This window comes from Bradyrhizobium rifense (genome assembly GCF_008123425.1).
GTDB lineage: Bacteria > Pseudomonadota > Alphaproteobacteria > Rhizobiales > Xanthobacteraceae > Bradyrhizobium > Bradyrhizobium rifense.
The window spans coordinates 61,699-86,543 of sequence record NZ_VSSS01000089.1 but is presented as its reverse complement, the minus strand read 5'-3'; the positions used below and the strand labels follow the sequence as shown (position 1 = coordinate 86,543).

The window sequence follows — 24,845 nt, the reverse complement described above, 5'->3', positions numbered from 1 at the left end:
CTCAGTGCGTCGTTTCTAGACGAGAAATAGGCGCAACCGCAACGCCAAAAGATGGTCAGGGGGACTGACCTGGGTGCGGATCTCGCCGCTCGGCTCGCAATGGCGGCTCCGTCATCCTTGAGGTGCGAGTGGCGCGGTGCGCATAGCATCGCGCCGGGAGCCTCGAAGGATGCACGGCCGAACAGGTGCATCCGGGCCGTCGCCCTTCGAGGCTTGCCCTGCGGCGCGTTGCGCCCCAAGGCGCGCACCTCAGGGTGACGGTATTCGACAACGCCAACAAACCCGAATTTCGGTAACGTGGAATATTTTGATGCGTGCCGATTGACTCAGTGCTTGCGTGTTTTGCCCGTGTCGGGCAACGCGAGCACTTGTAGCCCGCATGGAGCGGAGCGTAATGCGGGACCGGTCCCGGATTGCGCTACGCTCCATCCGGGCTACGACCTGCCGATATGTCAGGCGATCAGCCTAACCCGTGCGACGCGAGCGGGACCTGGTCTCCCAGCGATCCAGCATCTGGCCGAGTTCACCGACGGCTGGGGACGGAGTTTCGTTGGTGTTGGCGGGAACGGTGGGGCTAAGCCAGTCCGGCTGCGTGTAGCCGCCCGAGCGGCGAGCCACGGCACGCCGTTTGCGGGACTGGAAATCGCGCGTGAAATAGCCGGCCGCATACGCGATCCCGAGCAACACGATCAATGTGATGACACCCTGCACCATTGGCTGCGGCCTTTCTCTCAGGATTTCTGCGCAGCAATAGAGGCGAGGTCAAGACTTGACAGGGCCCAAACTGGGGCTCGGTTAATTCCGCAAGGGCACGCGAATTGTCGCGTCACACCGTTGCGCCCGAAATCAGCCTGGCCGCCCTCGCAACCGGGGATGAATGGGACTAACCTTGCACTTGCTCGGCCGGATCAACCGGCCAGCTGAACATGACCCGGGAGGACGCGAATGACACGCCAACAGCAGCGTGAGCAGGATGCTGCGCTTTCACGACGGACGCTGGTCCAGGGACTCGCGCTCGGTGCCGCGGCCACGATGGCCGGAGCGGGCACCGCACTGGCCCAGACCGGACCTGCCGCCCCGCCGACCACGATCACCACACCACCGCGCGACTTCGGCCCCAACGGCGCACCGACCACCTATTTCTGGGACCCCGATATCATCGCGGTCGATCCGTCGTTCAACGATCTGGCGCAGCCCAACACCGCGATCAAGCGGCTTCATACCGGCCTGCTATGGGCGGAAGGTCCGGCCTGGAGCGCGCAAGGACGGTATCTGCTCTGGAGCGACATTCCCAACAACAGGCAGATGCGCTGGAGCGAGGATGACGGCCGCGTCAGCGTGTTCCGCGCGCCCTCCAATAATTCCAACGGCAACTCGTTCGACTTCCTGGGCCGCCAGCTTTCCTGCGAGCATCTGACCCGTCGGGTGACGCGCTACGAGCACGACGGCACCGCCACCGTGCTGTGCGACAATTACAACGGCAAGAAGCTGAACTCGCCGAACGACGTCGTCGCGCATCCCGACGGCAGCTACTGGTTCACCGATCCGCCCTATGGCGGCCAGCTCTATGAAGGTGAGCCCGATGCGGCGGGCGGACCGAGCAATGCAGGTGGCAAGCTCAATCCGCGGATTGGACAACCGGCCGGCTTCACCCCTGGCAAGCGCGAGCTACCGACCAATTGCTATCGCATCGATCCCTCAGGCCGCGTCGATCTCGTCGTCACCGAGGAGCAGGTGCCCGATCCCAACGGGCTGTGCTTCTCGCCCGACTTCAAGAAGCTCTATGTCGTCTCGACCGGCAAGGGACCGGGCGACACCGGCCCCGGCGGCAAGGGCGAGATTTTCGTGTTCGATGTCGGCGCGGATAACAAGGTGTCCAACGGAAAGCGCTTCTCCGATTGCGTGATCGACGGCGTGACGTGCGGGCCGGACGGCGTGCGCTGCGACGTCAACGGCAATGTCTGGGCTTCCAGCAACGCCGGTCGCGCGGTCGGCTATAACGGCGTCACGACATGGTCGCCGGACGGCAAGCTGCTCGGCCGCATTCGCTTACCCGAAGTCTGCGGCAACATCTGCTTCGGCGGGCCGAAGCGCAACCGCCTGTTCATGGCCGCGAGCCAGTCGCTCTACGCGGTGTTCACCGCGACGCAAGGTGCAGGGCCGGGCTGAGCAGGCGTGAGCTGAATTGCAACGAGGCGCCAGCGTAGCCCGCTGACGCCTCAAACTTGCCCATTCAGAAAGCGGAAAGTTTCGATGCGTCCGATCGTGATCATACCCACCCGGCTCGGTTCGACCAGGCTCCCAGGCAAGGCGCTGACGGATATCAACGGTCAGCCAATGATCGCTCACGTCTGGCGAAGAGGTCTCGAGGCCGATATCGGCCCCGTCGTCGTTGCCTGTGGCGATCAAGCCATCGTGGATGTCATCGACGATCTGGGCGGTCGGGCCGTCCTGACCGACCCAACCCTCCCGACCGGGTCGGATCGTGCGCACGCGGCACTGCAGCTGATCGACGCGGAAGCGGCCTATGATGTCGTCGTCGTGCTTCAGGGTGACCTGCCGACCATTGATCCGGCGACGATACGGGCGACGATGGAGCCGTTGTCTCGACGTGCCGAATGCGCGATTGCAACGCTCGCCACCGAGATCGAGGATCCCATCGAGCTTCAGGCACCGAGCGTTGTGAAGATCGCCCTTGCGATTCACCCGGGAGAAACCATCGGTCGCGCGGTTTACTTCAGCCGGGCCATGATCCCCTCGGGAGTGGGAAAGCACTATCATCACGTCGGCATGTATACCTATCGGCGCGAGGCGTTGACGAAATATGTCAGCCTCGCACGCGGCGTCCTCGAGCAGCGCGAAAGCCTTGAACAGCTCAGAGCGATCGAGCACGGCATGCGGATGGACGCGAAGGTGATCCGGACGGAGCCGTTGGGCGTGGACACGCTGGCCGATCTCGAGCGCGCTCGAGAACTTTTGGCATCCAGATCGATCTAGTCCCCGAGGCAGCACGTGACTTCCGGACAGAGCGCGTGATAATTGAGCCATGGCAGACAAAATTCGCGTCGTTATTCTCTATGGCGGCAGGTCCGGTGAGCATGAGGTCTCGCTGAAATCGGCGGCCTCCGTGCTCAGGCATCTCGACCGCGCGCGCTTCGAGGTGATCCCGATCTCCATCGACAAGACCGGCCGGTGGCAGTGGAACGATCTTGCCAGGATCGATCCGGCGCAGGCGGCCTTGCCGATCTTGCCCGATGCACCCGAGATGCGGCTCGCCCGAGGGGCTGACGGACGCGGCGTTCTCGTGCCGATCTCCGAAAGCGCGACAGGCCCGATCGAGATCGACGTCGTGTTTCCGGTCATGCACGGCCCCCTTTGCGAGGACGGCACCGTGCAGGGCCTTTTGGAGTTGGCCGAGGTCGCCTATGTCGGCTCGGGCGTTCTCGCCTCCGCCGTCAGCATGGACAAGGATGTCGCCAAGCGACTCGCGGAATTCGCCGTCGTTCCGGTCGCGCCCTATCGCGTGCTCACCCGCAAGGCCTTCGCCGCGGACCGCGCCGCGTCTCTCGCCAAGGCGGTCGAGGGGCTGAGCCTTCCGGTCTTCGTCAAGCCGTGCAACATGGGCTCCAGTGTCGGCATTCACAAGGTCAAGACGTGGGATGCGCTTGGCCCCGCGCTCGATGATGCGTTTCGTTATGACGTCAAGGTGCTGGTTGAACAGGGCATCGACGCGCGCGAAATCGAGGTCGCGGTGCTCGAAGGCGAGACGCTGTTTGCGAGCGTCGCCAGCGAACTCAATCCGAACGCCCATCACGAATTCTATTCGTACGAGGCCAAATATCTCGATCCCGACGGCGCCCGCGTCGATCTTCCGGCCAGGCTCGATCCGGCACAGATGGAGCGCGTGCGCGCGCTCGCGGTGCAGGTGTTCGCGGCGCTTGAATGCAGCGACCTCGCGCGGGTCGACTTCTTCCTCGATCGGCAGAGCGGCGAATTCTGCTTCAACGAGATCAACACCCTGCCCGGCTTCACGTCGATCAGCATGTATCCGAAGATGATGGAAGCCTCCGGCGTGCCGTATGGAGAGCTGCTGACACGCCTCGTCCATCTGGCGCTGGACCGCTACCAGCAGCGTCACGCCCTGGAACGCGGCTATTCGAGCTAGGTTGTCTCCTCAAGCGTAGGCCCGGGTCAGGAAACAAGCCATGCGCGTTGTGATCTGCGGCGGCGGCGTGATCGGAGCCTGCACGGCTTACTTCCTTTGCCGCCTCGGCGCCGATGTCATCGTCGTCGAACGGACCGAAGTGGCGGCCGCGGCCTCGGGTTAGGCCGGCGGTTTTCTGGCGCGCGACTGGTGTGCGGGTACGCCGCTCGATGCGCTGGCGCGGCGCAGTTTTGCGCTTCATGCACAACTGCCTGGGGAGATCGCAGGCGATTGGGGCTACCGCCCGATGAGCGCGCATAGCGGTTACGTTGCTCCTGATAGCGACCCACGCCGGAACACGCCATCCGCGCTCGGCTGGCTCAGCGACGGCGTCGTCATCGCCCAGCGCATCGGCACCACCGAAACAACCGCGATCGTTCATCCGCAAAAGTTCACATCGGCCTTGATGAACGCGGCGCTCACGCAAGGCGCCGAGCTTCGCCGCGGCCGCGTCACCGGCATCGTCCGCGATGCGACGCGCGCGAAAGGTGTCGAGGTCGAAGGCAGCATCATTGACGCGGATGCCGTCATGATCGCGATGGGACCATGGTCGCTGCTCGCGGCGCAATGGATGAGCCTGCCCGCTGTCTATGGCCAGCGCAGCCCGAGCATCGTGTACGACATCGACCCCAACCTGCCGGCCGATGCGTTGTTCCTGGAATGCGAGACGGATGGCAGCACCGTGTCGATCGAGGTCTTTCCGCGCGCCGACGGCAGCACGCATGTCACCGCACTCTCCGACATCGCGCCGCTGCCGCTCGACCCGGCGGCGGTGACGCCGGACCGCGATGCGATCGCGCGCCTGCAAGCCATGTCCGAGCGGCTATCGCCGCTGTTTCGTCCCGACAAGATCATCGCGCAGCAGGCCTGTTTCCGTCCCGTGACGGAGGACGGCCTGCCGCTGGTCGGCCGGGTGCCGCAGAGCGACGGTCTCTATGTCGCGACCGGACATAATGTGTGGGGCATCCTGAATGCGCCCGCGACCGGCGAGGCCATGGCACGGCTCATCGCCGAAGGCGAAGCGCGCGAGGTGGATCTCGCGCCGTTCGATCCCGCCCGGCTCACGCCGCTCGATCCATCGCTGCTGCAAGCGCGCTGAACCGGCTCAACGCCACAGCTTCTCAACGGCAGCGCAATTGTCCGCCTGCGATAGACGCGCATGCTCGTCGACGAAATCTGCATAGCTGCGCACAACGGGTCCAGCACTTGTCTGCCTGCATTTTGCGCAGCGCTAGAACTTTAGTCCCCATCGTACAATCCTGAATACAGTTTCACTTGCCGAGGATTCTCTCGTCGTTATAGTCCCGCCCAATAGCTCAAAGAAGCTTGGGTCAAGGGAGAGAACAATATGAATAAAGCACTCTCTGGTGCATTGCGAAGTGTGCTTGGTGCGGCCGCGACCGGCGCATTATTGGCAGCGTCAGGCCCGGCCTTTGCGGCCGATCCGATCAGGATCGGTGTGATCGCGGAAGCGCAGGCGATTGCCGGCGCATCGATCCCGCAGGCGGCGCAGCTCGCCGCCGACGAGATCAACGCAAATGGCGGCATCGACGGCCGCAAGATCGAGATCATCGGTTACGACAATCACTCCTCCTCGGCGGATTCGGTGCGCGCTTTCCAGCGCGCCGTGAACGAGGACAAGGTCAACGCGGTCATCGCCAGCTACATCAGCGAAGTCGTGCTGGCGCTGGAGCCCTGGGCTTCGCGGCTGAAGACGCCGTTCGTCACGCCGGGTGCGGCCTCCAACGAGATCAGCAAGAGCGTCCACGCCGATTACGAGAAGAACAAGTACACCTTCCACGGCTATCTGACCTCGGCGGCACTGGCGCTCTCGGTCTGCGACGGCGCCAAGGACCTGCTCGTCGACAGGATGCACATGAAGACGGCGGTCATCATGAGCGAGGACGCCGCCTGGACCAAGCCGCTCGATGTCGGCTACGAGGAATGCCTGCCCAAGATCGGGCTGAAGGTGCTCGACCACATCCGCTTCTCGCCCGATACCACCGACTTCACCCCGATCTTCAACAAGATCGAGGGCTCGAAGCCTGACGTGATCATCACCGGCATCTCCCATGTCGGCGTGCAGCCGACGGTGCAGTGGAAGAACCAGCAGGTGCCGATCCCGATGTTCGGCATCTCCTCGCAGGCGACCAACGAGACCTTCGGCAAGGACAGCAACCAGGCGGCGGAAGGCGTGCTCTATCAGGGCGTCTCCGGCCCCGGCGTGGCGGTGACGCCGAAGTCGGTGCCGTTCGCTGAAAACTTCAAGAAGAAGTTCGGCAACTACCCGTCCTATGCCGGCTACACCGCCTATGACGAGGTCTATTATATCGCCGACGCCGTGAAGCGCGCCGGCTCGACCGATGCCGACAAGCTGGTCGATGCGCTGGAGAAGACCGACTGGGAAGGCACGATCGGCCGCGTCCAGTTCTACGGCAAGGACGATCCGTTCACGCACTCGATCAAATACGGCAAGGGCCTGATCACCGGGCTGATGTTGCAATGGCAGGACGGCAAGCAGAGCGCCGTCTGGCCGAAGGACGTCGCCACGGTCGACATCAAGTTCCCGAGCTTCATCAAGCTCGGCAACTGATCGGACACGCTCCCGGGACCACCTCCCGGGAGCTTCCATTTGCGGGCCCCCGCAGCACCTTCCCTCCAGTAGGACTCTTGGCCAATCATCAATGCGAGCTTTCCAGATTCTGATTGATGGCTTTGCCATCAGCGCCCTCTACGCTCTCGGTGCCACCGGCTTTACACTGATCTTTGGCGTCTCCGGCGTGCTCAACCTCTCCCACGGTGCCATCATGGTGGCGGCAGCGGTGGCGGCCTGGGCCGCCGCCAGCGTGCTTGGTGTCGGCACCTATGCCGGCGCGCTGATCGGAGTGGGCGTCGCCCTCCTCGCGGCGTTCGCCACCTACTTCGCGGTGGTCAAGCCGATCCAGGACTCCCGGCGCATCCCGAATGAGGAGAAAGAGATCTTCGTCCTCACGGGAACGCTGCTCTGGGGCATCATGATCCAGGAACTGATCGCCTATTTCTTCACCAACAACGCCAAGACGGTGCTGCCGATCGTCGAGGGCGTCGTTGACGTGCTCGGCGTCCGCACGCCGAAGAACGAGATTTTCACCGCGATCGTGTGCTGCCTCGTCATCGCGCTGCTGTGGCTGCTGGTGAACCGCACCCGCACCGGCAAAGCAGTGCTGGCGGCCTCGATGAACCCGCGCGGCGTCACGCTGCTCGGCCTCGAGCTCACCAACATCTACATCGTGGTGTGGGGGATCTACGGCATTCTCGCCGGCATCGCCGGCGTGCTGCTCGGCATGTTCCTCGGCGTCAGCTCCTACAGCGTGGGGCCGTTGACCGCGAGCGCGTTCTCGATCGTGGTGCTCGGCGGCCTCGGCAGCGTCTCCGGCTCGCTGATCGCGGCTTTCGTGGTCGGCTATCTCGAAACGCTGACGGCCTACCTGGTCTCGCCGGCCTACCGCACCATTCCGGCGCTGCTGCTGCTTGTGTTCGTGATGTATATCCGGCCCCAGGGCCTTCTGGGGAGGCGCTGAGATGGCCGGCTTCTTTACCTCGCGCCTCTTCTTCGTTTCGCTGGTGCTGGTCGTCATCGCGGCCACGCTGCCGCTCTACGTCTCCGGCTATGTGCTCGGCCTTCTCACCGTCGCGTTCTATTTCGGTGTGTTCGCGATGGCCTGGGACCTGTTGTTCGGCTTCGCGGGCGAAGTGAATTTCGGTCCGACCTTCCTGATCGGCGTCGGCGCCTACACGGCCGGCATCCTCAATGCGCAGTTCGGCTGGTCGGTCTATCTCTGCATCGTGCTGGGCGCGCTGGCCTCCGTCGTCGCCGGCCTCGTGCTGGCGCTGCCGGCGCTGCGGGTGCGCGGGCCGTATTTCGGCCTGACCACACTGGTCGCGGTCCTGATGCTGCAGAACTTCGTCGTGGTGTTCGCCGACCTCACCGGCGGCGAGATCGGGCTGACCATCCCCGACGTCATCACCATCAATGCTGGCGCCAATTACTGGATCGCACTCGGCTTCATGACAATCTCGGCAGCGATCCTCTACGGCTTGTCGCAATCGCCGATCGGGCTGGTGCTGCAAGCCAGCGGCCAGGACCCGGTACAGGCCGGCGCGCTCGGCTTCAACATCGTCAAGCACAAGCTCGCGGCCTTCATCGTCAGCGCGTTCTTCTCGGGGCTGTCGGGTGCGCTGCTGGTGTTCTATTTCGGCACCGCCTCGGTCGGCACCGTCGTCGACGTCGCGGTCGGCGTGAACGTCATCGTCTCGGCCGTGCTCGGCGGCCGGCGCACCGTGCTTGGGGCTGCGCTCGGCGCGATCTTCCTGATCGTCGCCGGCGAATTTTTGCGCCCAACCGGCGAGCTTGCGACCTTCATCGTCTCGGCGGTCGCGCTTCTCGTCGTGCTGTTCTTCCCCGGCGGCTTCCTCGGAGCGGCCCTCTCGCGCGAGGCTCGCTCGTAATGGATCAAAGGCTTTCAAATCGGCCCGTGCTCGAAGTCCGCGGCCTGACCAAACGCTTTGGCGGATTAACCGCGGTGAAGAACCTCGGCTTCGAGGTCAACAGCGGCGAGATTTTTGGCCTGATCGGGCCGAACGGCTCGGGCAAATCGACCGCGATGAAGAGCGTGATGGGCATCGAGCGCCCGACCGCAGGCGAAGTCGTGTTCGAGGGCGAGAATGTCGCCGGCCTGCCCGCGCACAAGATCGCGCGAAAAGGCTTTGGCATGGTGTTCCAGCACTCGCGGCCGCTGAACCGGCAGACGGTGCTGGAGAACATCATGGTGGCGCTTCTGCCCGACAGCCTGTTCATGCTGTTTCCGGACAAGGCGCTGGTCGAGCGCGCCAAATGGATCGCCGATCGCGTCGGCCTCGGCAACGTCATGAACCGCCGCCCGCCGACGCTGCCCTTCGCCGATCTGCGAAGGCTCGAGCTCGCCAAGGCGATCGCGCGCGATCCCAAGGTCGTGCTGGTAGACGAGCCCTTCGCCGGGCTGACGCGGGGCGAGGTCGACGTGTTCTCCGACCTGATCCGCAGCTTTCGCGACGACGGCCGCGCCGTGATGCTGGTCGACCACAACGTCAAGAGCGTCGCGGCGCTGGTCGACCGCGTGCTGGCGATGTATCTCGGCGAGGAGATCGTCACCGGCAAGGCCGAGGACGTCATGAAGAACGAGACCGTGCGCCGGGTCTATCTCGGCGGCGCCATCGAGACCCATGCGCGGCCCGAGACCAGCTTCAAGGACAAGGTGCCGCTGCTCCAGGTCGAGAATGTCAGCGTCCATTACGGCAAGGCGCAGGCGCTGGAGAATGTCTCGATCCACATCCACGAGGGCGAGTTCGTCTCCATCGTCGGCCTCAACGGCGCCGGCAAGACCACGCTGTTCAACGCCATCTCCGGCTTCCTGCCCTATAGCGGCGAGATCATCCGCGGCGGCGACAAGCTCCGCGGCACCAGTCCAGCCAAGATCGCGCGCAGCGGCCTCGTGCAGTGCCCGGAATCGCGCGAGCTGTTCGGCGAAATGAGTGTGCGGGAAAACCTCGATCTCGGCGGGCAACATCTAGCCGACGACAAGCGCGCCGCGCAGCTCGCCTGGCTGTTCGAGCTGTTCCCGATCCTGAAAGAGCGACAGGGCCAAATGGCACAGACGCTGTCCGGCGGCGAGCAACAGATGCTGGCGATCGGCCGCGCACTGATGATGCAGCCGCAGATCCTGATCCTGGACGAGCCTACGCTGGGGCTGGCACCGGTCATCCTCGAGCTGTTGTCGAAGGCACTAACGAAGTTGCGGCAGACCACGTCGATCACGGTGCTGCTCGGCGAGCAGAACGTGACCTTCGCATTGCCGCATGCCGACCGCGTCTATGTGCTGGAGCACGCAAGGATCGTCTGGGAGGGCGATCCCGGCCGCTTCGCCGCCGAGGCCGGCGCCGACTTTCTCTAATTCGCGCGTATCAATAACAAAACAAGCAAAGGGAAACGACCATGCGACCACAAACGATCTTGAGCAGCAGCCTCCTCACCTCCGCGCTGGCACTGTGCCTCGCCGCCCCCGCCTACGCGCAGGCGAACGATCCGATCAAGATCGGCGTCATCGCCGAGGTGCAGTCGATCGCAGGCGCCGCGACACCCGGCGGCGCGCAGATCGCCGCCGACGAGATCAACGCCAAGGGTGGCATCCTCGGCCGCAAGGTCGAGATCGTCACCTATGACAACAAGAGTTCTTCGGCCGACTCGGTGCGCGCCTTCCAGCGCGCGGTGAGCGAGGACAAGGTCTCCGCCGTGATCGCGAGCTATATCAGCGAGGTCGTGCTCGCGCTGGAGCCCTGGGCAGCTCGCCTGAAGATGCCGCTGATCACGCCGGGCGCCGCCTCGAACGAGATCACCAAGGCGATCCACAACGACTATGAGAAGAATAAGTACTCCTTCCATGGCTATCTGACCTCGGCGGCCCAGGCCCAGATCGTCTGCGATGCCGCCAAGGATCTCCTGGTCGACAAGATGCACATGAAGACAGTCGCCATCATGAGCGAGGATGCCGCCTGGACCAAGCCGCTCGACATCGGCTACGAGGCCTGCCTGCCGAAGGCCGGACTGACTGTCGTCGAGCATGTGCGCTTCTCGCCTGACACCACCGACTTCACGCCGATCTTCAACAACATCGAGGCCAAGAAGCCGGACGTGATCGTCACCGGCATCTCCCATGTCGGCGTTCAGCCGACGGTGCAGTGGAAGAACCAGCAGGTGCCGATCCCGATGTTCGGCATCAGCGCGCAGGCGCTGAGCCCGACCTTCTGGAAGGATACCAACGGCGCCGCCGACGGCGTGCCGTCGTTCGCGGTGTCGACGGCCGACGTCGCCGTCACCTCCAAGACAAAGCCGTTCGCGGCGGCCTTCGCGGCCAAGTTCGGCATGCCGCCGGCCTATACCGGTTACACCGCCTATGACGAGGTCTACATCATCACCGACGCGATCAAGCGCGCCGGCTCGACCGATCCGGACAAGATGGTCGCCGAGATGGAGAAGACCAATTTCGAGGGCACGATCGGCCAAATCCAGTTCTACGGCAAGGACGACGAGTTCACCCACGGCATCAAGTACGGTCCCGGCGCGGTCACCGGTCTTGTCTTCCAGTGGCAGGACGGCAAGCAAGTCACGGTGTGGCCGGAGAAGGTCGCGGAAGGCAAGCTGAAGTTTCCGAATTTTGTGAAGCTGTCGCAGTAAATATCGGAAGAACGCTTTCGCAAACGCGTGATGCCCGGGGCCTATTCCCGGGCATTTCGTTTCTGCCGCGATGCGCCCTTGAAGTGAAGCACGCTTGCAAATTTGGCAGGGTCGATCAAACTATGGACGGCACGCAGGCAGCTCCAAGAATCTGCGGCTCATCAAGGAGGACGCATGCTCCCCTATGTCGCCCACGACCCTCGCTTCGAGCGGCTGGTCTTCGGCCATGTCAATCTCGAGAAACTCACCAGCGGTTGCCGCTGGGCTGAAGGCCCCGCCTATTTTCCGGCCGGGCGTTACCTCATCTGGTCCGACATTCCAAACAACCGGATGATGCGCTTCGACGAGACCGACAGCTCAGTGTCGGTGTTCCGCGCGCCGAGCTTCAATTCCAACGGAAACACGACCGATCGCCAGGGGCGGCTCGTAACCTGCGAGCATTTCATGCGGCGCGTCACCCGAACCGAGCACGATGGCGCGATCACCGTGCTGGCGGATGCGTTCGAGGGTCGTCGGTTGAATTCACCCAACGACGTCGTGATCAAATCGGACAATTCGATCTGGTTCTCCGATCCGACTTACGGCATCGACAGCGACTATGAAGGGCAGCACAGCCCGTCCGAGATCGGCGCCTCCAACGTCTACCGGATCGACGGCAGCTCGGGTGCCATCACGCGCGTGGTGTCCGACCGGGTGCAGCCCAACGGGCTGGCCTTCTCGCCAGACGAAACCCGGCTCTATGTCGCCGACACCGGCGCGACCCATGTCCGCGGGCTTCCGCCGACGATCTGGTCCTACGAGGTCAAGGGGCAGAAAGTCGGGGAAGCCTCGCTGTTCGCCACCTGCCCGGACGGACTCTATGACGGCTTCCGCTGCGACATCCATGGCAATATCTGGACGTCGGCGGGCCGCAGCGTGTTCTGCTACGCAGCCGATGGCACGCATCTCGGTACGATCGCGATCGGCGAGATCGTCGCCAATGTCTGCTTCGGCGGTCCGCGCCGCAACCGCCTCTACATCTGCGGCCAGACCTCGCTGTATTCGATCTACCTCAACACACGGGCGGCGGTGTAGAGCGCGCAGCGAGGCTACACGGCTTCTCTCGCTGCATATTGCGAGACCTCGCGTGGGCCCGCCTGATGCATGCCGGCGTGCGATGCACTCGCTCGCTCTTTGATGTGGTCGGCAACAAACTCTGTATCGCGCCCGATGCCGACAAATCGGCCCGAGCCCCAGGTATAGAGCCACGGCAGGCCGACCACATAGGCGCCGTCGACCGACGTGATGCCCCGCTTGTGTGTTGGATAGCCGTTGCCATCGAACATCGGCAGGTCGATCCAGGACCAGTCGGACCGGAAGCCGGTGGTCCAGATGATACTGGTGATGCCGCTCGCTGCGAGATCGAGCTCCGTGGGCACCGCAGTGGGAGACCACACGGGCTCATAGTGAGACGTCAGCGGCGCGGCAATTCTATTCTTCGCGATGTGCTCATCGATCATTCGGCAGATGCCGTTGTAGACCCGATCGGCATTGTCGAGATTGACCTGGAGATCATCGCCAAGCTGCAATTTGCTTCCGCGGCCATCCCTCAGACGACCGTAGAGCTTCATGCCTTCGAGGGCGAATTTGCGCAGGTCGATGTCGCGGCCGCCATCCCGACCGGTCAAATAATGGTTGGCGTTCCTGCGAACGCCCTCTTTCAGCGAATGCTTGTCGACAGGCAGGTCATACTGGCCGAGATCGTCGAGCCAGTCGACGGCGTCGCGGCCTCGATAGAAGCGCGGGCACCGCGGCGCGCTGCCGACAGCGAGATGCACCTTGCGGCCGGCCAGATGCAGATCCTCGGCAATCTGGCAGCCCGATTGCCCGCTCCCAACCACGAGGACCTCGCCCGGCGGCAATTGATCCGGATTGCGGTAGGCGGAGGAGTGGATCTGGGTGATCGATGAATCGAGCCGGTCGGCAAACGGCAGCACTTTCGGAACGTGATATCCGCTGACGGCCAGCACGACGCGATCCGCGGCGATCTCGCCGGCTGTCGTCTCGAGCATGAAACCGCGACCGGATTGCCTGAGGCGTGTGACGGCGACACCTTCGTGGACCGGCGCATCGATGTGCCTGGCGAAATCCTCGATGTAGGAGACGATCTCGTCGCGCAGCATGAAGCCATGCGGATCACCGGCGGCGTAGGGAAAGCCGGGAAGCTGGCATTGCCAATTCGGCGTGACGAGGCAGAACGCGTCCCAACGCTGCGTCTTCCAGGAATGGGCGATGGTGTTCTTTTCGAGAACGACATGCTCAATACCCTGAGCCGAGAGTTGCGCGCTCATCGCAAGGCCGGCCTGGCCGCCCCCGATCACGACGACTGGATAGTGAGTGTCAAGGTCAGGCATGATCAGCTCCTGCTATTCTTCAAACGAGACGATGGTGACGGAAGCGCCAGGCGTGGCCTCGAACTGCGCGGCCGTCGCCTCGATCCGGGCAAGCTGCCCGAGCGCGCGCGAGCAAAGAAAGCCGTACTTCTCACGGACACGTTCGGCCGCAATCGTCAGCGCAATGCGGCTGCGTTCGCGAAAATCGTCGAGCGCATAGGTCGTGCCGGCCACGAGATGATCCTTGATGACGAGCGAGGGCGAATAGCAGGCCTCTATCCGCTCATCGGGCCAGCGCACGTTGAACTGCATCTCAGGCATAGTGCACCTCGCGCAGATCCTGATAGGTCGCAATGTGTGCCCTGGCGGTGCGGCTCCAGTCATGATGCCTGGCGACCCTGGCACCATTCGCGATCAGGCGCGAGCGCAGGGGCTCGGCGAGCGCACTGAGGGCGGCGTCAGCGATCGAGCCCGCGTGATGCGGATCGCACCAGGCAACATCGTCGGGGCCGAGATATTCCGTGAAAGGTGCGATATGCGAGACCACCGCCGGCACGCCACTGGCCATCGCTTCCAGCACAGCCAGGCCAAAGCCTTCGCGCAAGGACGGGAACAGCAGCGCATCGGCCAGGCGAAAGAGCGATGGCATGTCGGTATCCACCATCAGCGGACCGGTCTCGATCACCGCATCCGCCGGCAGTCCCGCATCGCGCAGCCGCGACTTGAACTGTTGTCGGTAGAGACCATGGTCAAGGAGAGAGGCGCCGCCGGCGATGACGAGCTGCGCGGACCGGTGCATGGCGTGCACCTGCCGGAAGGCATCGAGAATGCCGAGCGTATTCTTGCGCTGTTCGACGCCGCCGACGGACAGCAGGATCGGGCCCGCGCGAAGGCCGAGCCGGGCGCGCAGCACCTGGTCGGTGGATGCCGGGGCAGCCGAATAGCGTGCCGTGTCGACGCCATTGCCGACCAGCGTCGACGAGCGCGACATCTCCGCCTCCAGCTGCGCCTGCCAGAACCGGCTGACGACGAACAGGCCGTCGGCGTGAACGATCGAGCGACGGTCGAGTTCGCAGAGCCGCTCGTGGCTGAATGCATCGATATGATGAACGGTCCGGACATAACGCTGAATCAGGCCGCGCTGCTTCAGCGTCGCCAGCGCATTGCCGGAGATGCCGTCCTGGGCGTGGAAAACGTCGTACTGCCGATTTGCGGCATCCTCGAAATGCCGGACGTAGTCCTCGATGCGCGCTTCGACCATCGCGACAACGTCGCCCGGGGCGGGCGACGCAGGCACGGAGCGCGTCGCGGCGACGCTGCGGCGGAAGAAGCCTTTGCCTGCGGGGTCGGGCGCATGCACGACCGGCCTATGTCCGAGCTCCGCAAGGGCGTCGGCAAGCGCGAGCGCATGCACCACGCCGCCTCGCGGATTGGTCGAATGGGTGAGAATCGCGATGCGAAGCCGGGACGAGCCATAGCTCATGCCACGCTCCGTTGCTGATGGCTCTGACCTGGCGCACAGCCAATCAGGGGCTGCATCGCGAAGTCCCAGACCGTTGCGCGGCCGGAGCGGTCGCGAATGTCCACGCTTGTTCCCGCACTGACCTCTCCGATCGCGGCCGCCGCGATACCGCGTCGCTGGAAGCGCGACAGGATCTCGTCGACGGAGTCAGGGTTCGCCGACAGGAGATAGCCGAAGCTCGGGAACGTGAGCAGCCAGCGCTCGAGCGGCGCACCGGCGGGAATCGGAATCTCCTCAACGTCCAGCGTGATGGCGACTTGCGAGCACTCGGCCAGCATCGCCGCGGTCCCGACGATACCGCCCTGGCTGATGTCCTTGGCTGCGAGTGCGAGCCCCGCCTCGGCAATGGATGGCAGGATCTCCAGATCGCCGCGCAACCGCTCCGCGGGCGCGTCGGTCGCCGCCTCCCAGTTCGCAAACGGCTCGCGGTAGCGGCCACGAAGATCGATCGCCGCGATGAGCTTGTCGCCGGGCCTGGCGTCGAAGCTCGTGAGCAGCCGCCTGGCGCGGCCGAGGATCGCGACGGCAAACTGGCTCTGGCCGCTGCGCACATTGGTGTGCCCGCCGATGACGGGTACACCAAATGTCTTCGCGGCAGCTTTCAGTCCTTCGAGAATGGGCGCGGCCTTGTCCGCACCATTGGACCAGATCGCATTGACGATGGCCGTCGGCCGTCCGCCCATCGCCACGACGTCCGAGATGTTGACCATGGCGCCGCACCAGCCCGCAAACCAGGGGTCGGCGGCGACGAATTCGTTCATGAAGCCTTCGATGGCGAACAGAGTGTAACCGTCACCCTCCGGGATCGCCGCGCAGTCGTCCCCCACCGCGATGGCGTCGCCGCCCGAGAGGTCGAGCGCGGCCGCGACAGCCGCGATGTCGGTCTTGGCGGCGATGCCGCGGCTTTGGCGGAGCCTTTCGGCGAGACTTGTGAGTGCGGCCTCCGTCAGCATGATCAGGCCGCCAGTTTTGCGAGTGACCGGAAGCCGGTTTCGGGCGTTCGGAACGGCGGATAATGATCGAGGTCAGCCTCCATGCGATGGTGCGGCCGGCCATGGAGATCGAATTCGCCGAGCGAGCGCCAGTGCATGTGCTGGAACAGCAGCGCATTCTGGCTCTGCACGTTGGCAAGGAAGCGCCGGCAGCCGCGCGCATGCGCAGAGGAGACGGCAAGCCGGATCAGACCGGCGCCAACCGCGCTGAGCCGGCGATGGCCCTTTTCAACGGCAAGGCGGGAGCCCCACCACACGTCCGTCTCGTGTTCATCGGCGTGAATGCGCACGGTGCCGACGACATCGACCTCGGCCACGCCGAGCAGCGACACGGCCACGAGCGGAATGGCGATATCGTCGACCGCGTCGCGATCGTCACCCGCAAACACGCCCTGCTCCTCGCAGAAGACGTCGCGGCGCAGGGCTGCGGCGGCGGCACGCTCCCAGGCTTCGGTTGCGAACTTCACCTGGAATTCCGGCGCAACGAATGGCTTGAACGGCTCGAACATCATGCGCTTGCTCCGCGTTCGTAGGTGGACAGGGCCGAGCAGGCGCCGCATTTGCCGCAGCCTGCCTTGATGTCAGTGGCGCGCAGGCCGCCGGCACGCAGCATCTCGGCGAGCGGCTGCAGGATGTCGTGCATGAACGCGGCAGACGGTGTCGGATGGCTCTCCAGCGGCGTGCCGGCAATCGGCACGAACGGCACGACGAAGGGATAGACGCCGATCTCGATGAGCCGGCGCGACAGCGCAAGAATCTCGGAAGGCTCGTCGCCAAGGCCAGCCAGGATATAGGTCGAGACCTGTCCGCAGCCGAACACCGGGACGGCCGCAGCAAACGCTTCCATATATTGCTCGATCGAGACCTGCGCCTTGCCCGGCATGATCTTTTGCCGCACGGCGGGCCCGATCACCTCCAGATGCATGCCGAGCGCGTCGACGCCCGCACTCTTCATGCACCCAAACCAGGCAAAATCGTCCGGCGGTTCGCATTGCGCCTGGATCGGCAGGTCGACCGCGGCTTTAACGGCCTGCGCACTCTCCGCAAGGATCCCGGCGCCGCGATCGGACGTATGCGGCGTGCCGGTCGTCATCACCATGTGCCTGATACCGTCGAGCTCGACGGCAGCCCTGGCCACTTCGGCGAGCTGTGCCGGCGTCTTGCGCTCGACCGTACGTCCCGCCGCGAGCGACTGGCCGATGGCGCAGAACTGACAGGTCTTGGTGCGGCTCTGGTAGCGAATACAGGTCTGCAGGACGGTGGTGGCGAGAACGTCGCGCCCGTGCAGGGTCGCGATCTTCCAATAGGGAACGCCGTCCTCGGTGGTGCGGTCGTAGAATTTGGGTCGCAACGGAAACGAGACCTCAGTGAGCACCACGCCGTCGCGCGAGATGCGGCTGCGCCCGGCCTCGTCCGGGCGCTCGACGAGATAGGGGCTCTCGAAGGCCGGCGCGTTGTGGACTGGAATCATCACGGTCGCGCCGTCGATCGTGAACGGCGTATGATCCGACGGCCCGGCACCGCCGCGGCGGCCGGTTCCCGCGGTCTTGGGATCAGCGAGCCGGACCCCGAAGGACTGCAACTCGTTGATCAATTGCTCGGTCGGCATCGCGTTGGGTTGCAGCATCTGCGGTCTCATCTGATTGGTCTCCCGGAATGGGCGCGAGGCGGTTCGGGTGAAAGCCGTGCATCGGACGCGCGGCCTGGTCGTTCAGCACCAGCGAAAGCAGCTCCGGCCGAGCGTAGTGGCCGACCGAGTCCATCATCCGCTTACGTTTGGTGATCAGGGCGAGATCGAGATCGGCGACAAGGATGCCCTCGCCGCTGGTCAACGGCGGCACCAGATGATTGCCTTCGGGGGAGACGATCGCGGTCATGCAGCCGCCGCGCAGGCCTTTGCGCAGGCCCTCTTCGGGCGAGATTTTCGCAATCTGCTCCTCGGTCAGCCAACCGGTGGCGTTGACGACGAAACATCCGCTTTCCAGCGCATGATGCCGGATCGTCACCTCGATCTGATCGGCAAAGACCTGTCCGACCAGCGATCCTGGAAACTGGGCCGCATGGATTTCTTCGTGCTGGGCCATCAGCGCGTAGCGGGCGAGCGGGTTGTAATGCTCCCAGCAGGCCAGCGCGCCAACCCGGCCGACCGTGGTCTCGACCACCTTCAGGCCAGCGCCATCGCCCTGCCCCCAGATCATGCGCTCATGAAATGTCGGCGTGATCTTGCGGCGCTTCAGGACGAGCGCGCCGTTCGCGTCGAACACGAGCTGGGTGTTGTAAAGCGAGCCGTGATCGCGCTCGTTGACGCCGAGCACCACCACCATGCCGTGACGCCTGGCCGCTTGCGCAACCGCGTCCGTTACGGGACCAGGCACGACGACGGCGTTGTCGTAGAGCTGGATGTGCTCGGCGCCGCTCAGGACCGGCGGACGGACAAAGGAGAAATACGGGTACCAGGGAACGAACGTCTCCGGAAAAACGGCGAACTGGACTCCCTTGCCGGCCGCCTCCGCGATGGCCGCCAGGATCCGGTCGACCGTTCCGGTCGGCGTGTCCAGATCCGGCGCGATCTGAATCGCGCCGGCCCTGATCGTGCGCTTCGCTGTCACTGTGCTCCTCCCTCGTCCGTCGCGTGAGCCAACCGGGATCAGACGGTCCAGGTGTGGATCATGAACGCGTCGTCCCTGCGGTGAATCAGCATGAGGTCGAGCACGTCGAGCGGATTGATCGGCCGGATGCCCGGAATGAGCGACGGTTCGCCATGGCCGTAGAGTGCCTGCAGCGCGAACCGGCACGCATAGACCTTGCCGCCTTCATCCATGAACTTTGCGAGCTGGTTGTTGAAGTTCTGCGCGCCGGGGAAGGCTTCGTCGCCGATCTTCGGAAAGCCGCGCTGAATACCGAGCGTGACACCGGGACCGTAAAGCAGAACCGAGGTCTCGAAACCTTTCCGCTTCAGGCGCAGCGCCTGGAGAATGTTGACGAGGCCGATGGAGCCCTCGAACGCAACGGTGTGGAAGGTGACGAGCGCCTTCTCACCGGGCTTTGCTTTGACGTCCTCGAAAACCTTCTCTTCATAGTCGACAAGAAAGTCGCCCTTCTGACGCGCGGGCATGTTCACTGCTGGCATAGACATCTCCTGTTCACGTCCGGGCCTCCCGGATCGGGATCAGGTTTTGCAATCAATGTGCCAAGCGACGTTCTGCACTACAAATCACCAACCCATACAATATGCATTCATTTATGCATTCAATGTTGAATGGAGACCTGACTGGATATGGATATGTTTGCGCAATGGTCGAAAAATACTGCCTGAGAAATGCTGGGCAGCGCGCTCGATCGGTGTGCAACATGCTCAGGCGGAACCGCCTCGCCGAGGCAAGCAACAGCCGCGATGCAATTGCCTCGACGCTTGCAACAATATACAGTCAATTCTACTGACGTAACTTGACGGAACCAAGCAATGGCCGACTGGCGACCCGATCTATCGAACAGCGACAAGCCGCGCTATCTCGCGATTGCAGACGCAATTGCCGACGATATCGCCGCCGGACGGCTTGTGATCGGCGACCGCCTGCCACCACAGCGGAAACTCGCCAAGCGCCTCGATGTCGATTTCACGACCGTTGCACGCGGCTACGTCGAAGCCCAGAAGCGCGGGTTGATTGAATCGAAGGTCGGACAGGGAACTTTTGTTCGCGACAAGCCGCGCCCGCGGCGCTCGGCGACGAGCTTTCCGCCCCGTCCCGTCGACCTGTCGATGAATCTGCCGCCCGAGCCTGATGATCCCGAATTGATCGAGCGGATGCAGGCCGGCGCCGAACATGTGCTGCGCGACGTCGTATCACTGCTGCGCTACCAGGGCTTTGGCGGCACGCAGGCCGACAAGGATGCCGCGTCGAGCTGGCTCGGCCGCCGTGCGCTGGTGCCGGCACAGAGCCGCATTTTCGTCTCGCCGGGGGCACATCCGGCGCTGCTGGGCATCCTCTCGATCCTCGCGAAAGCAGGCGAGGTAGTGCTGTGCGAGGCCATCACCTATCCCGGGATCAGGTCCATCGCCGCGCAACTCGGCATCACGCTCGTCGGCCTGCCGATGGATGGCGACGGCATCGAGCCGCAGGCGATGACCGACGCCTGCAAGAAGCTGAAGCCCAAGGCCATCTACCTCAATCCGACGCTGCAGAATCCGACGACCCTGACGATCCCGGACTCGCGACGGCGCGAGATCGTCGCGATCGCACGACGCTTCAAGCTGCCGATCATCGAGGACGATGCCTATGGCTTCATTCCCGAGCACGGCCACGGCCACGCACCCTTCGCGGCCATCGCACCCGATCTGACCTGGCACGTCGCGGGACTGGCAAAATGCATCGGAGCGGGCTTGCGCACCGCCTACGTCGTCGTGCCCGATACGCGCTCGGCCTGGCCGTTTGCCTCGGCGCTCCGGTCAGCGACCGTGATGGCATCTCCCCTCACCGTGGCGATCGCGACACGATGGATCGAAGACGGCACCGCGGACACGATGTTGCGGTTCATCCGGGCCGAGACTTCGGCGCGGCAGAAGCTCGCCGCCGAGATCCTGCCCAAGGGGTCCTATCGCGGCGATCCGCTGAGCTTCAACCTGTGGGTTGCGCTGCCCGAAGCCTGGAACCGGTCGGCTTTCGTGGGGCATATGCGGCAGACCGGTATCGGTGTGGTCGCAAGCGACGCCTTTGTCGTGAGTGATCCGCCTCCCGAGGCCGTGAGAATATGCATCTGCGGTCCTTCAACCCGGGCGCAGATCAGATCTGCGCTCGAGTACGCCGCTCACGCGCTGGTCGAGACTCCGGCCCTGGCGTCGCCGTTTCTCTGATCCGTCAGCGCGGCGTCAACTCGTGACGCGTTCGCCGCGGCCGTAGACCAGCAGCATGAAGATGATGACGAGGCCGTAGATCACCTGGCGGCCGGCCTCGGGCATGTCCATGATCGACAGCACGCTGTTGAGCAGCACGATCAGCACGACGCCGATCAGCGTCCCGAGATAGCGGCCGCGGCCGCCGAGGATATTGGTGCCGCCGATCACGACCGCCGCGATCGACGGCAGCAGATAGGCATCCCCCATGCCCTGATAGGCCTTGGTGGAGTAGCCGGCGAGCAGCACGCCGGCGAGCGCGGCGGCGAGACCGCAGAGGACGAAGCAGACCACGGTGATGCGGCGGGTGTCGACGCCGGCCAGATACGCGGCTGCCTCCTTGTTGCCGATGGCATAGACATAGCGGCCGAGCGTTGTGCGCTGGAGAACAATCGTAACGAGCACCGACACGGCGATCCAGACGAACAAGGCGTTGGGAATACCGAGCGTGCGGTCGCCGGCGAGCATCCGCATCAGGTCGGTGGCGCCGGTCTGCGGCGCATAGCCGCCGGTGTGCGCGACCATCAGGCCGCGCATCACCGCGTTGACGCCAAGCGTGAAGATCATCGAGGGCACGCGCAGATAGGCAACCCCGATGCCGTTGACGAGACCGACCAGAAGCCCGACCCCGAGCCCGACCGGAATTGCCAGCGGCCCGCCGATCGATGTCGCCATCATGGCGGCCGCGGCGAGCGTCCAGGGCACCGACAGATCGATCTGGGCGATCAGGATCACCATCATCATCCCGGCGGCCACGATGCCGAGGAAGGCGCCGATCTGAAGCTGCTGCAACAAATAGGTCGGCGACAGCAGCGGCGCGCTGCCGAAGCGGGCAAATGTGTAGACCGTGCCCGCCACCAGGATGACGAGGATGAACAGCGCCGCGATCAGGATCGGGCGGTCATCGCGCGAGAGGCTGAGCGAGGCCGAACTCATCGGAACAGCTCCAGCGTGTTCTTGACGCGCAGGACGCCGAGCGCGCCGATGCTGACCGCCGCCAGCAGGATCAGGCCCTCGAACAGCGGTTGCAACAGCGGCGCGATGTCGAAGATGCGGAAGAAGAACGAGATGACGCGCAGGATCATGGCGCCGAAGATCGAGCCGATCGCGCTGCCGGTCCCGCCGAGCAGCGAGGTGCCGCCGATGACGACGGAGGCGATCGAGTTGAGCGTATAGGCGCCGGCCTGCGGGATGTCGGCATTGCCTGAGGATGTCTGGATGGCGAGGAACAGGCCGCCACAGCCGGCGAAGAAGCCGGCGAGCGTGAAGGCCGCGATCTTGGCGCGCTCGATCGGAAGGCCGGACATATAGGCCGCGCCTTCAGCTGAGCCGACCGCATAGACGGCCCGGCCAATCACGGAGCGGCGGAACGGCACCCAGACCAGCAGCGCGATCAGGACCAGCAGCACGAACGGCACCGGGATCCAGGCCACCGGCGCAAACCACTGCGCTGCACCATCATCGAAGATATGGACGGTCGCGGCGAAATCCCCGAGCGAATTGGTCAGCGCCCAGTTGAGATCCTCGTCGATCTTGCCGCCCGGCGTCGGCCGCAGGAACAGCGCGATGCCGATATAGATCGCGCCGGTCGCGAGCGTCGCGATGATCGGCTGAATGCGTCCATAAACGACGACGCAGCCATTGACGAAGCCGGCCAGCGCGCCGATCGCGAGGCAGATGACAATCCCGAGCAGGATGCCGCTCACGCCGCCGGGAAAGGTGCCGAGGCCGAGATGCAGACCGAAGATGTCGAGATGTAACGCCGCGCCCCCCGCCGCACCCGTGAGCAGGTAGCTCGCAAAACACCCCACCATGGTCATGACGGCGCCCACGGAGAGATCCAGCCCCGACGCCAGCACCGGCACGGTCTGGGCCATCGCCAACATGGCGAGCGCAAAGATCTCGTCGCCGTTCTGCACCAGAACCGCTGATGAGAAGCCCTTGGGGTGGGCGAGATTGTAGAGCAGATAGAGGATGGAGAACAACAAGACGGCGGTGACGATGCCGATGTTCTGGCGAATCCTGATGGCGACATCGTCAAGCATGGGCGGCTCCGGGCGTGTCCGGCGTCGCCCCGTCGATGTTCAGCGCGCTCGCGATGATGTTGGTCTCGTTGAGCTCGTCACCTTCGAGCTCGCGCACGATGCGCCCGTCATACATGATCGCCACCCGGTCGCAGCAGCCGATGAGCTCGTCATAGTCGGTCGAGTAGAACAGGATGGCGGCACCCTGGTCGGCGAGCTCGCGCATCAGCCGGTAAAGCTCCTGCTTGGTGCCGACGTCGATGCCGCGCGTGGGATCGTTGAGCAGGATGATGCGCGGATCGGTCATCAGCCATTTGGCGAGAACGACCTTCTGCTGGTTGCCGCCTGAGAGCGTGGCGACCGCGTCGCCGGGCGCGCCGATCTTGATCTGAAGCCGCGCGATGCCGCGCTTGATCGCCTCCGTCTCGCGCGCGCGGTCGACCAGAGGTCCGGTCGAGATCGCGTCGAGCGAGGCGATCACCAGATTGTCGGCGATCGACATCGGCAGCATCAGGCCTTCGGTCTTGCGATCCTCCGGCACGAGCGCGATGCCGACCGACTTCGCCGCCGCCGGAGATCCCGGACGTACCTCGCGACCATCGACGGTGACCTGCCCGGAGACGCCGCGCAGCACCCCGAACAGCGCCAGCAGCAGGGATTTCTGGCCCTGGCCATCCAGCCCGCCGAGGCCGACGATCTCGCCGGCGCCGACGCTGAGCGAGATGCGATCGAGACTCTTGTCCCAGCTCAGATTATCGACGGCCAGCATCGGCTTCGGCGATCCGCGCGCGGGCTTGGGCGGATATTGGGTGGCGATGTCGCGCCCGATCATGAGCTGAACGATATCGGCGGTCGAGCGTCTGCCCTTGTCGAAGGTCTCGATATGGCGACCGTTGCGGAACACGGAGGCACGGTCGGCCAGCGCCTCGACCTCGTGCATCCGGTGCGAGATATAGAGAATGGCAACGCCCTCGGCCTTGAGCCGCGCCAGCATGGCATACACCTTCTCGACGTCGGCACTGGTGAGGGCCGATGTGGCTTCGTCGAGGATCAGGAGCTGCGGCTTCTTGCCGAGCGCCTTGGCGATCTCCACCACCTGGCGGCGCGACAGCGGCAGATCGCGCACGCGCATCAGGGGATTGACGTCCTCGCAACCGATCGCGGCCAGCAGCTCTTCGGCCCGGCGGCGCTGCGCCCGCGCGTCGATGAGGCCGAAGCGGCGCGGCGGCGACGCGATCGAGATGTTGTCCGCGACCGAGAGGTCGGGCATCAGCGACAATTCCTGGAAGATGCAGACGACGCCGGCTGCATTGGCCGCGGACGGCGTCGCGAAGGTCACATCGCGTCCGTCGAGCCGCATGGCGCCGGTATCGGGCTGGACAACGCCGGCGATGATCTTGATCAGCGTCGACTTGCCGGCGCCGTTCTCGCCCAGCACCGCGTGGATCTTGCCGCGCTCGCATGCGAAGTCGACGCCTTCGAGCGCCCTCACGCCGGCGTAGCGCTTGGAGATTCCGGACAGGGTGAGGAAGGCGGATTGGCTCAAGGTGGCGTCCGGCATGGCGGGCTCAAGCAGCAGCGGCCCGGCAAA

Annotated in this window: 24 protein-coding genes; 12 read left to right on the top strand and 12 right to left on the bottom strand. The window is 64.4% G+C overall.

Annotated features, from left to right (window positions below):
- Positions 1–465: 465 nt before the first annotated feature.
- Entirely contained in the window at positions 466–711 is a 246-nt protein-coding gene (locus tag FXB40_RS44515) for a hypothetical protein (protein WP_148778582.1), read from the bottom strand.
- Positions 712–945: 234 nt separating this feature from the next.
- On the opposite strand from FXB40_RS44515, the gene FXB40_RS44510 reads away from it, so the two are divergent.
- The 11 genes from FXB40_RS44510 (at position 946) to FXB40_RS44465 (ending at position 12,527) form a co-directional block, all read left to right on the top strand.
- On the top strand, positions 946–2,169 hold the full coding sequence (locus tag FXB40_RS44510; protein ID WP_148778574.1) for an SMP-30/gluconolactonase/LRE family protein: 1,224 nt from the start codon (positions 946–948) through the stop codon (positions 2,167–2,169).
- An 84-nt stretch (positions 2,170–2,253) separates the two neighbouring features.
- Positions 2,254–2,997, top strand: a complete 744-nt coding sequence (locus tag FXB40_RS44505) for a 3-deoxy-manno-octulosonate cytidylyltransferase (protein ID WP_148778573.1) — start codon at positions 2,254–2,256, stop codon at positions 2,995–2,997.
- Positions 2,998–3,046: 49 nt separating this feature from the next.
- Entirely contained in the window at positions 3,047–4,165 is a 1,119-nt protein-coding gene (locus FXB40_RS44500; RefSeq protein ID WP_148778572.1) for a D-alanine--D-alanine ligase family protein, read from the top strand.
- A 40-nt stretch (positions 4,166–4,205) separates the two neighbouring features.
- Entirely contained in the window at positions 4,206–4,328 is a 123-nt protein-coding gene (locus FXB40_RS50260; RefSeq protein ID WP_347339814.1) for an FAD-dependent oxidoreductase, read from the top strand.
- Positions 4,329–4,451: 123 nt separating this feature from the next.
- Entirely contained in the window at positions 4,452–5,303 is an 852-nt protein-coding gene (locus tag FXB40_RS44495) for an NAD(P)/FAD-dependent oxidoreductase (protein ID WP_347339813.1), read from the top strand.
- A 249-nt stretch (positions 5,304–5,552) separates the two neighbouring features.
- Positions 5,553–6,797, top strand: coding sequence for an ABC transporter substrate-binding protein (locus tag FXB40_RS44490; protein ID WP_148778571.1), 1,245 nt, complete (start codon positions 5,553–5,555; stop codon positions 6,795–6,797).
- 91 nt (positions 6,798–6,888) lie between these two features.
- Positions 6,889–7,764 carry a branched-chain amino acid ABC transporter permease gene (locus FXB40_RS44485; RefSeq protein ID WP_148778570.1) on the top strand — a complete coding sequence of 292 codons (876 nt, stop codon included), beginning with the start codon at positions 6,889–6,891 and terminating at the stop codon, positions 7,762–7,764.
- A 1-nt stretch (position 7,765) separates the two neighbouring features.
- Entirely contained in the window at positions 7,766–8,692 is a 927-nt protein-coding gene (locus FXB40_RS44480; protein WP_148778569.1) for a branched-chain amino acid ABC transporter permease, read from the top strand.
- Positions 8,692–10,173 carry an ATP-binding cassette domain-containing protein gene (locus FXB40_RS44475; protein ID WP_148778568.1) on the top strand — a complete coding sequence of 494 codons (1,482 nt, stop codon included), beginning with the start codon at positions 8,692–8,694 and terminating at the stop codon, positions 10,171–10,173. Before FXB40_RS44480 ends, FXB40_RS44475 begins: the two co-directional genes overlap by 1 nt.
- A gap of 41 nt (positions 10,174–10,214) precedes the next feature.
- The gene (locus tag FXB40_RS44470; RefSeq protein WP_148778567.1) at positions 10,215–11,453 is read left to right on the top strand and encodes an ABC transporter substrate-binding protein; all 1,239 of its coding nucleotides are present in this window, start codon (positions 10,215–10,217) and stop codon (positions 11,451–11,453) included.
- 174 nt (positions 11,454–11,627) lie between these two features.
- The gene (locus FXB40_RS44465) at positions 11,628–12,527 is read left to right on the top strand and encodes an SMP-30/gluconolactonase/LRE family protein (RefSeq protein WP_148778566.1); all 900 of its coding nucleotides are present in this window, start codon (positions 11,628–11,630) and stop codon (positions 12,525–12,527) included.
- Positions 12,528–12,541: 14 nt separating this feature from the next.
- Here FXB40_RS44465 and FXB40_RS44460 read toward each other — a convergent pair whose 3' ends face one another.
- Genes FXB40_RS44460 through FXB40_RS44425 form a run of 8 tightly spaced genes read right to left on the bottom strand, consistent with a single transcriptional unit; the run spans position 12,542 to position 19,469 of the window.
- Positions 12,542–13,846 carry an MSMEG_0569 family flavin-dependent oxidoreductase gene (locus FXB40_RS44460; protein ID WP_148778565.1) on the bottom strand — a complete coding sequence of 435 codons (1,305 nt, stop codon included), beginning with the start codon at positions 13,844–13,846 and terminating at the stop codon, positions 12,542–12,544.
- 12 nt (positions 13,847–13,858) lie between these two features.
- Positions 13,859–14,146 (bottom strand): MSMEG_0570 family nitrogen starvation response protein, encoded by a 288-nt coding sequence (locus FXB40_RS44455; protein ID WP_148778564.1) that lies wholly within the window; start codon positions 14,144–14,146, stop codon positions 13,859–13,861.
- Complete coding sequence (locus FXB40_RS44450; protein WP_148778563.1) at positions 14,139–15,308, bottom strand: MSMEG_0565 family glycosyltransferase; 1,170 nt, start codon at positions 15,306–15,308, stop codon at positions 14,139–14,141. The genes FXB40_RS44455 and FXB40_RS44450 overlap by 8 nt, the downstream gene beginning before the upstream one ends.
- Positions 15,305–16,300 carry a sll0787 family AIR synthase-like protein gene (locus tag FXB40_RS44445; RefSeq protein ID WP_148778562.1) on the bottom strand — a complete coding sequence of 332 codons (996 nt, stop codon included), beginning with the start codon at positions 16,298–16,300 and terminating at the stop codon, positions 15,305–15,307. Before FXB40_RS44445 ends, FXB40_RS44450 begins: the two co-directional genes overlap by 4 nt.
- A gap of 2 nt (positions 16,301–16,302) precedes the next feature.
- Complete coding sequence (locus FXB40_RS44440; protein WP_148778561.1) at positions 16,303–16,851, bottom strand: MSMEG_0567/Sll0786 family nitrogen starvation N-acetyltransferase; 549 nt, start codon at positions 16,849–16,851, stop codon at positions 16,303–16,305.
- Entirely contained in the window at positions 16,848–17,966 is a 1,119-nt protein-coding gene (locus FXB40_RS44435) for an MSMEG_0568 family radical SAM protein (RefSeq protein ID WP_148778560.1), read from the bottom strand. Before FXB40_RS44435 ends, FXB40_RS44440 begins: the two co-directional genes overlap by 4 nt.
- Positions 17,893–18,948, bottom strand: a complete 1,056-nt coding sequence (locus tag FXB40_RS44430; RefSeq protein WP_148778559.1) for a Nit6803 family nitrilase — start codon at positions 18,946–18,948, stop codon at positions 17,893–17,895. Before FXB40_RS44430 ends, FXB40_RS44435 begins: the two co-directional genes overlap by 74 nt.
- 38 nt (positions 18,949–18,986) lie before the next feature.
- Positions 18,987–19,469, bottom strand: coding sequence for an MSMEG_0572/Sll0783 family nitrogen starvation response protein (locus tag FXB40_RS44425; protein ID WP_148778558.1), 483 nt, complete (start codon positions 19,467–19,469; stop codon positions 18,987–18,989).
- A gap of 333 nt (positions 19,470–19,802) precedes the next feature.
- Between FXB40_RS44425 and FXB40_RS44420 the strand changes: the two genes are divergently transcribed.
- Entirely contained in the window at positions 19,803–21,191 is a 1,389-nt protein-coding gene (locus tag FXB40_RS44420) for an aminotransferase-like domain-containing protein (protein WP_148778557.1), read from the top strand.
- 15 nt (positions 21,192–21,206) lie between these two features.
- Here the strand turns inward: FXB40_RS44420 and FXB40_RS44415 are convergent, their stop codons facing one another.
- The 3 genes from FXB40_RS44415 to FXB40_RS44405 are packed head-to-tail and all read right to left on the bottom strand — an operon-like array spanning position 21,207 to position 24,815.
- A complete protein-coding gene (locus FXB40_RS44415; RefSeq protein WP_148778556.1) occupies positions 21,207–22,166 on the bottom strand; it encodes an ABC transporter permease in 960 nt (319 codons plus the stop codon).
- Complete coding sequence (locus tag FXB40_RS44410) at positions 22,163–23,275, bottom strand: ABC transporter permease (RefSeq protein WP_148778555.1); 1,113 nt, start codon at positions 23,273–23,275, stop codon at positions 22,163–22,165. The genes FXB40_RS44415 and FXB40_RS44410 overlap by 4 nt, the downstream gene beginning before the upstream one ends.
- Complete coding sequence (locus FXB40_RS44405) at positions 23,268–24,815, bottom strand: sugar ABC transporter ATP-binding protein (RefSeq protein ID WP_148778554.1); 1,548 nt, start codon at positions 24,813–24,815, stop codon at positions 23,268–23,270. Before FXB40_RS44405 ends, FXB40_RS44410 begins: the two co-directional genes overlap by 8 nt.
- Positions 24,816–24,845: the final 30 nt, after the last annotated feature.

What these genes read in the sequence shown, in the direction of transcription:
- FXB40_RS44405 (WP_148778554.1), bottom strand. Translation starts at nt 24,815, where the DNA reads ATGCCGGACGCCACCTTGAGCCAATCCGCCTTCCTCACCCTGTCCGGA.
- FXB40_RS44485 (WP_148778570.1), top strand. Translation starts at nt 6,889, where the DNA reads ATGCGAGCTTTCCAGATTCTGATTGATGGCTTTGCCATCAGCGCCCTC.
- FXB40_RS44480 (WP_148778569.1), top strand. Translation starts at nt 7,766, where the DNA reads ATGGCCGGCTTCTTTACCTCGCGCCTCTTCTTCGTTTCGCTGGTGCTG.
- FXB40_RS44495 (WP_347339813.1), top strand. Translation starts at nt 4,452, where the DNA reads ATGAGCGCGCATAGCGGTTACGTTGCTCCTGATAGCGACCCACGCCGG.
- FXB40_RS44420 (WP_148778557.1), top strand. Translation starts at nt 19,803, where the DNA reads ATGGCCGACTGGCGACCCGATCTATCGAACAGCGACAAGCCGCGCTAT.
- FXB40_RS44445 (WP_148778562.1), bottom strand. Translation starts at nt 16,300, where the DNA reads ATGCTGACGGAGGCCGCACTCACAAGTCTCGCCGAAAGGCTCCGCCAA.
- FXB40_RS44490 (WP_148778571.1), top strand. Translation starts at nt 5,553, where the DNA reads ATGAATAAAGCACTCTCTGGTGCATTGCGAAGTGTGCTTGGTGCGGCC.
- FXB40_RS44435 (WP_148778560.1), bottom strand. Translation starts at nt 17,966, where the DNA reads ATGCTGCAACCCAACGCGATGCCGACCGAGCAATTGATCAACGAGTTG.
- FXB40_RS44410 (WP_148778555.1), bottom strand. Translation starts at nt 23,275, where the DNA reads ATGCTTGACGATGTCGCCATCAGGATTCGCCAGAACATCGGCATCGTC.
- FXB40_RS44510 (WP_148778574.1), top strand. Translation starts at nt 946, where the DNA reads ATGACACGCCAACAGCAGCGTGAGCAGGATGCTGCGCTTTCACGACGG.
- FXB40_RS44440 (WP_148778561.1), bottom strand. Translation starts at nt 16,851, where the DNA reads ATGATGTTCGAGCCGTTCAAGCCATTCGTTGCGCCGGAATTCCAGGTG.
- FXB40_RS44455 (WP_148778564.1), bottom strand. Translation starts at nt 14,146, where the DNA reads ATGCCTGAGATGCAGTTCAACGTGCGCTGGCCCGATGAGCGGATAGAG.
- FXB40_RS44470 (WP_148778567.1), top strand. Translation starts at nt 10,215, where the DNA reads ATGCGACCACAAACGATCTTGAGCAGCAGCCTCCTCACCTCCGCGCTG.
- FXB40_RS44460 (WP_148778565.1), bottom strand. Translation starts at nt 13,846, where the DNA reads ATGCCTGACCTTGACACTCACTATCCAGTCGTCGTGATCGGGGGCGGC.
- FXB40_RS44415 (WP_148778556.1), bottom strand. Translation starts at nt 22,166, where the DNA reads ATGAGTTCGGCCTCGCTCAGCCTCTCGCGCGATGACCGCCCGATCCTG.
- FXB40_RS50260 (WP_347339814.1), top strand. Translation starts at nt 4,206, where the DNA reads ATGCGCGTTGTGATCTGCGGCGGCGGCGTGATCGGAGCCTGCACGGCT.
- FXB40_RS44475 (WP_148778568.1), top strand. Translation starts at nt 8,692, where the DNA reads ATGGATCAAAGGCTTTCAAATCGGCCCGTGCTCGAAGTCCGCGGCCTG.
- FXB40_RS44505 (WP_148778573.1), top strand. Translation starts at nt 2,254, where the DNA reads ATGCGTCCGATCGTGATCATACCCACCCGGCTCGGTTCGACCAGGCTC.
- FXB40_RS44465 (WP_148778566.1), top strand. Translation starts at nt 11,628, where the DNA reads ATGCTCCCCTATGTCGCCCACGACCCTCGCTTCGAGCGGCTGGTCTTC.
- FXB40_RS44500 (WP_148778572.1), top strand. Translation starts at nt 3,047, where the DNA reads ATGGCAGACAAAATTCGCGTCGTTATTCTCTATGGCGGCAGGTCCGGT.
- FXB40_RS44425 (WP_148778558.1), bottom strand. Translation starts at nt 19,469, where the DNA reads ATGCCAGCAGTGAACATGCCCGCGCGTCAGAAGGGCGACTTTCTTGTC.
- FXB40_RS44450 (WP_148778563.1), bottom strand. Translation starts at nt 15,308, where the DNA reads ATGAGCTATGGCTCGTCCCGGCTTCGCATCGCGATTCTCACCCATTCG.